Annotated in this window: 5 protein-coding genes and 1 tRNA gene; 1 reads left to right on the forward strand and 5 read right to left on the reverse strand. The window is 29.5% G+C overall.

From position 1 onward, the window contains the following. Positions 1-73: 73 nt before the first annotated feature. A tRNA-Glu gene (locus tag ACYUCG_RS15120) sits at positions 74-148 on the reverse strand. A 198-nt stretch (positions 149-346) separates the two neighbouring features. Further along, positions 347-916: a hypothetical protein gene (locus ACYUCG_RS15125; protein ID WP_139934236.1), complete on the reverse strand. Its 570-nt coding sequence runs from the start codon at positions 914-916 to the stop codon at positions 347-349. A 194-nt stretch (positions 917-1,110) separates the two neighbouring features. On the opposite strand from ACYUCG_RS15125, the gene ACYUCG_RS15130 reads away from it, so the two are divergent. After that, complete coding sequence (locus ACYUCG_RS15130) at positions 1,111-2,355, forward strand: BaiN/RdsA family NAD(P)/FAD-dependent oxidoreductase (RefSeq protein WP_003482551.1); 1,245 nt, start codon at positions 1,111-1,113, stop codon at positions 2,353-2,355. A gap of 120 nt (positions 2,356-2,475) precedes the next feature. On the opposite strand, the gene ACYUCG_RS15135 is transcribed toward ACYUCG_RS15130, so the two are convergent. From ACYUCG_RS15135 to ACYUCG_RS15145, 3 genes are all read right to left on the reverse strand, one after another. Beyond that, the gene (locus ACYUCG_RS15135; RefSeq protein ID WP_460268822.1) at positions 2,476-3,234 is read right to left on the reverse strand and encodes an acyl-ACP thioesterase domain-containing protein; all 759 of its coding nucleotides are present in this window, start codon (positions 3,232-3,234) and stop codon (positions 2,476-2,478) included. Positions 3,235-3,256: 22 nt separating this feature from the next. Continuing rightward, positions 3,257-3,997, reverse strand: coding sequence for an acyl-[acyl-carrier-protein] thioesterase (locus ACYUCG_RS15140; protein ID WP_060794949.1), 741 nt, complete (start codon positions 3,995-3,997; stop codon positions 3,257-3,259). Positions 3,998-4,129: 132 nt separating this feature from the next. After that, positions 4,130-4,536, reverse strand: a 407-nt coding sequence (locus tag ACYUCG_RS15145) for a ferritin-like domain-containing protein (RefSeq protein WP_460268823.1), incomplete at its 5' end; no start/stop codon positions are given.

A 4,536-nucleotide genomic window follows, 5' to 3' on the forward strand; every position in this document is an offset into this window, starting at 1 on the left:
CAACAGGGATCGAACCTGTGACCCCCTGCTTGTAAGGCAGGTGCTCTCCCAGCTGAGCTATGCGACCGTAATATGGTGACCCCTAGGGGAATCGAACCCCTGTTACCACCGTGAAAGGGTGGTGTCTTAACCGCTTGACCAAGGGGCCACATTAACTCTTAAAACCACATCATTTTTGACCAGTTTTAGCTTTAAACTAAATTTGTTTATTTTGTTTTTCGTCTTTCGCACTTGGCGACCTGACAAGGAATATAATACCCAAAAACTAAAGTTATGTCAACACTTTTTTTAGTTATTTTAGGTCATTTATAGCTATTTAATAAAATTATAATTATAATTCGCCATTTTACTCAAAATTACTCTCTTTTTCTATTTTTTCAACTATTTTTTTATAGACATTTAACTGCCTTTCTCTCCAACCTATTTGATTCTTTAATTTTCCTATATTAAAATGGCACATTTCAATGAATTCTGCTTCTTCTAGAACCTTAATATTGAACTTATAACTATCTTCCCTAAAATTTCTTCCACTTGCTTCAATTTTTATTGGATAGCTCTCGTTTAGGTATATAAGTATCTCTTTATCCCAAATTCCTCTTTTACTAGTTGCTTTAGTAAAATCATTTAAAACTTTTAATGATTCTACTTCCTCAATAGATTCTTCAATGGAATTAATTATACCCTTATAAAACAAAGCTGATGTTCCTCTATTTATTTTTATTTTTAATAAATCAGTATATTTTTTAATTATATCATCAACTTCTCCTTCTGAAACTAATTCTCCCTCATTCATTTTAAATGTTTTTATTCCAGAATTATTTTGATAATTCACCACCACTTGATCATAATTCATTCTTCTAATTTTTAATTCTGTATTATCCCCCTCTATATTTTCATTGGTAATTCTAAATTTCATAATATTCACCTCACTATTTAGTATTACTCCTTAAAGAAAATAATATAACTTTATAATTTCTTCTCTTTAAGTATCTATTACCATTCAAATATGATACAATTCAAACTTAGAAATGTTATGATTAAACATATAAGAATTTTAGAAAGTTATTTTTGATTATTAATATATAAATTTAGAAGGGAGAAATTAAACTTATGATATACCATGATGTAGTTATTATAGGAGGCGGAGCTTCTGGTATGACAGCTGCAATTACAGCAAAGGATTTTGGATTAGATGTTGCCATAGTTGAAGGAACAGACAGAATAGGCAAAAAAATTCTTACTACTGGAAACGGTAGATGTAATATAACAAATTCATTAATAAGTTTTCCGTTTGAAAACTTTCATAGTGCAAATGATGGATTTTTTATTAAATCTTTAAATAAATTTTCTGTAGAAGATACAAAAGCCTTTTTTCTTAATCTAGGATTACCAATAATAGAACTTGAAAAAGGGAAAAATTATCCTCAATCTTTACAGGCATCTTCTGTTGTAGATATTTTAAAAATGGCCTTAGAAGAACGTGAAATTCCTGTTTATAATTCTTACAAAGTAAAATCTATCAACAAATCTAAGGGGAAATTTACTTTATCCACAGGAAATGAGGATTCACCTGTGATTAAGTGTAAAAAGTTAATAATGGCTTGTGGAGGAAAATCTGCTCCTAAAACTGGTTCTGATGGCTCTGGATATACTCTTGCTAAAAGTTTAGGCCACTCTATTATTGAACCTAATCCAGCTATAGTACAATTAAAACTATCTCACAATAAACTTAAAGCTTTATCAGGAATAAAGTTTAATGGTTATGCTGAAGTTTTATGTGATGGAAAAAGTATTAGAAAAGAATTTGGAGAGATTCTTTTTACAGACTACGGCATATCTGGCCCTCCAATATTACAAATATCTAGAGAAGCTTCCTTAGGATGCTTTAAAGGTAAAGAGGTTAAAATCTTAGTTGATATGATGCCTGATAAATCATTAAAAGAGTTAGAAGATTTCTTAGAAGGACATTTTGCTGTTTTTTCTTGTAGAGAAGTTATAAACTCACTTATAGGTGTTGTTAACAAGAAAATGATACCTATATTATTAAGAGAAGCAGGTATAGATAATTTACATAAACCATGTTATGAACTTACTTGGAAAGAGAAAAAAGCCTTAATAAATCTTATGAAATCTTGGGAATTTAAGTGTATTGGAACAAATGGATTCCAAGCAGCTCAGGTAACTACTGGTGGAATAAATACAAAGGAAGTTGATTCTGAAACTCTTCAATCAAAATTAGTAGATAACCTTTATTTTTGTGGTGAATTATTAGATGTAGATGGAGATTGTGGTGGATTTAATCTTCAATGGGCTTGGAGTTCTGGGTTTAACGCTGCACTTTCTTGTACCCTTTAGTAATATATTTTCTATCGACAATATAACCTTTTAATTAAATAAAATTTATTTTTATATAATACAAAACCCTTGGTATAACTAGGCTACAAACTCCTAGCCATACCGAGGGTTTTATTACTTTTAAAACTCTTTTTTCCAAATTGTTTCTATTGAGGCTGAAACTTCACCTAATCTGTTGTTTACAATCTTGTAAAGGCACTTATAACCTTCTTCAATCTCATCCCATTGGCAGATAATATTTACATCATCTCCGAGTCTAACTTCCTTCTCATACTTTATTTTAGCTGATATAAGGCTATATTCATCTAAAATACACTCTGGGGTAGCCTCCATAGTCCATTCTAAGTATTTAGTGTTATTAACATGCTTATTAAAATCTATATCACTTCTTCTTACAGAAATATTTGATTCTAAATCTTCTCTAATTAATTTTTCAACTTTAGTTGATTTTAACTCTACTTCTCCAGTATCACTCATATTTATTAAATCACAATACTCCTTAGGAATTCTAACAGCTCTACGCTTCTCTAAATCTATTAGTAAGAAAATAATCTTTCCTTCAGCCACAAGTTCATTTTTTTCATTATAAACTTTATACACTCTACAAACGTAAAATTTCTTTATTCCTTCTAGATAAGTTTCCACATTAATTGAACTTTTATATGGTATTGGCTTTTTTATATCTATTGAATAACTATAAATAATCCAACTTAATTCATGATCTTTTAAATACTTAATTCCTTCATAAGCTAATTCTTCCTCATGGATTGCAGATACATCACCAAAGATTTTCATAAGTGGAACCATTCTTATGTTTTTATTAACATCTGAATCATAATATAGTACATCATATTTTTTCATAAATTTATTTTCGCTCATAATTAATTCTCCTAGAAAAATTTTAATACCAATAAGTTTCTGCTAAAGTAATGCTTTCTCCCTCTTCATTTTCTACTTTATGAAGAACCTTTACTTCATCTTCACCCTTAATTATTTTTGACTTTATAATTACATTATGACCATATGTAATTTCTTTTTCAAATTTTATTTTTATTTTTTTCATTTTGTAATTTAGAACGATATCAACTGGTACTGTTTCTAAAATCCACTCTACATACTTAATATTACTTACATGCATATTTAGATCTATATCTAAATATCTTATGTGAAATTTCATCTCTAAATCTTCTTTATTAAATTTCTCAAAGTTTAATTTTTTTCTTAATAATTTTGAAGACTCCTTACTTAATCCATGAATCTCATATTCTTCATCGCTTATTCTAGCTGGTCTTCTAGTTTTTTTGTTTATTAAGAAGGCTAATACATCTGCTCTAGCTACTAAGGCTCCATCCATATCATAAGCTTCAAATACTCTGTTAGAATAAAACTTTCTTATAGATTCAACATAAGTTTTTACCTTAATTTTTTCTCTATATCTTGGATATCTATTTACTATTATTTCATAATCAAAAAATACCCAAGTAGTTTCACTACTATTATCTGCATAATTCATCGAATTTTCTTCTTCTTGACTTAAGCAACAGTCTGAAAAAAAGTTCATCATTGAAGTTATTCTACAGTCTTTTCTTCCATCTGTTTCTCCATAAGTAACTTCATAAACTTTTTCATAAGCTTTCCCCATTTTAATCACTCCTCATTTGGAAGTATATCAAATCAAAAAATACCTTTCAAACTAGAAAAACACCACTAAACTAGGTGTTTTAGTGGTGTTTGCTTTATAAATATATCAATACAAACAATTTGTGATGGATTCTTATTTAAAGTATCTGTTTAATAATCCAGCGAAAGCTTTTCCATGTCTAGCTTCGTCTTTACACATTTCGTGAACTGTGTCGTGGATTGCATCTAAGTTTAATTGTTTAGCTAAAGTAGCTAAATCTTTTTTACCTTGGCAAGCTCCATGCTCTGCATTTACTCTTGCTTGTAAGTTAGCTTTTGTATCAGCTTCTACAACTTCTCCTAACATTTCTGCAAATTTAGCAGCATGTTCAGCTTCTTCGAAAGCTATTCTTTTATAAGCTTCTGCAACTTCTGGGAATCCTTCTCTGTCAGCTTGTCTTGACATAGCTAAGTACATTCCTACTTCTGTACATTCTCCTACAAAGTTAGCTTGTAATCCTTCGATTATTCTTTCATCTACACCTTTAGCAACTCCAATTC

The sequence above is a fragment of the Clostridium sp. CTA-17 genome (assembly GCF_054767895.1).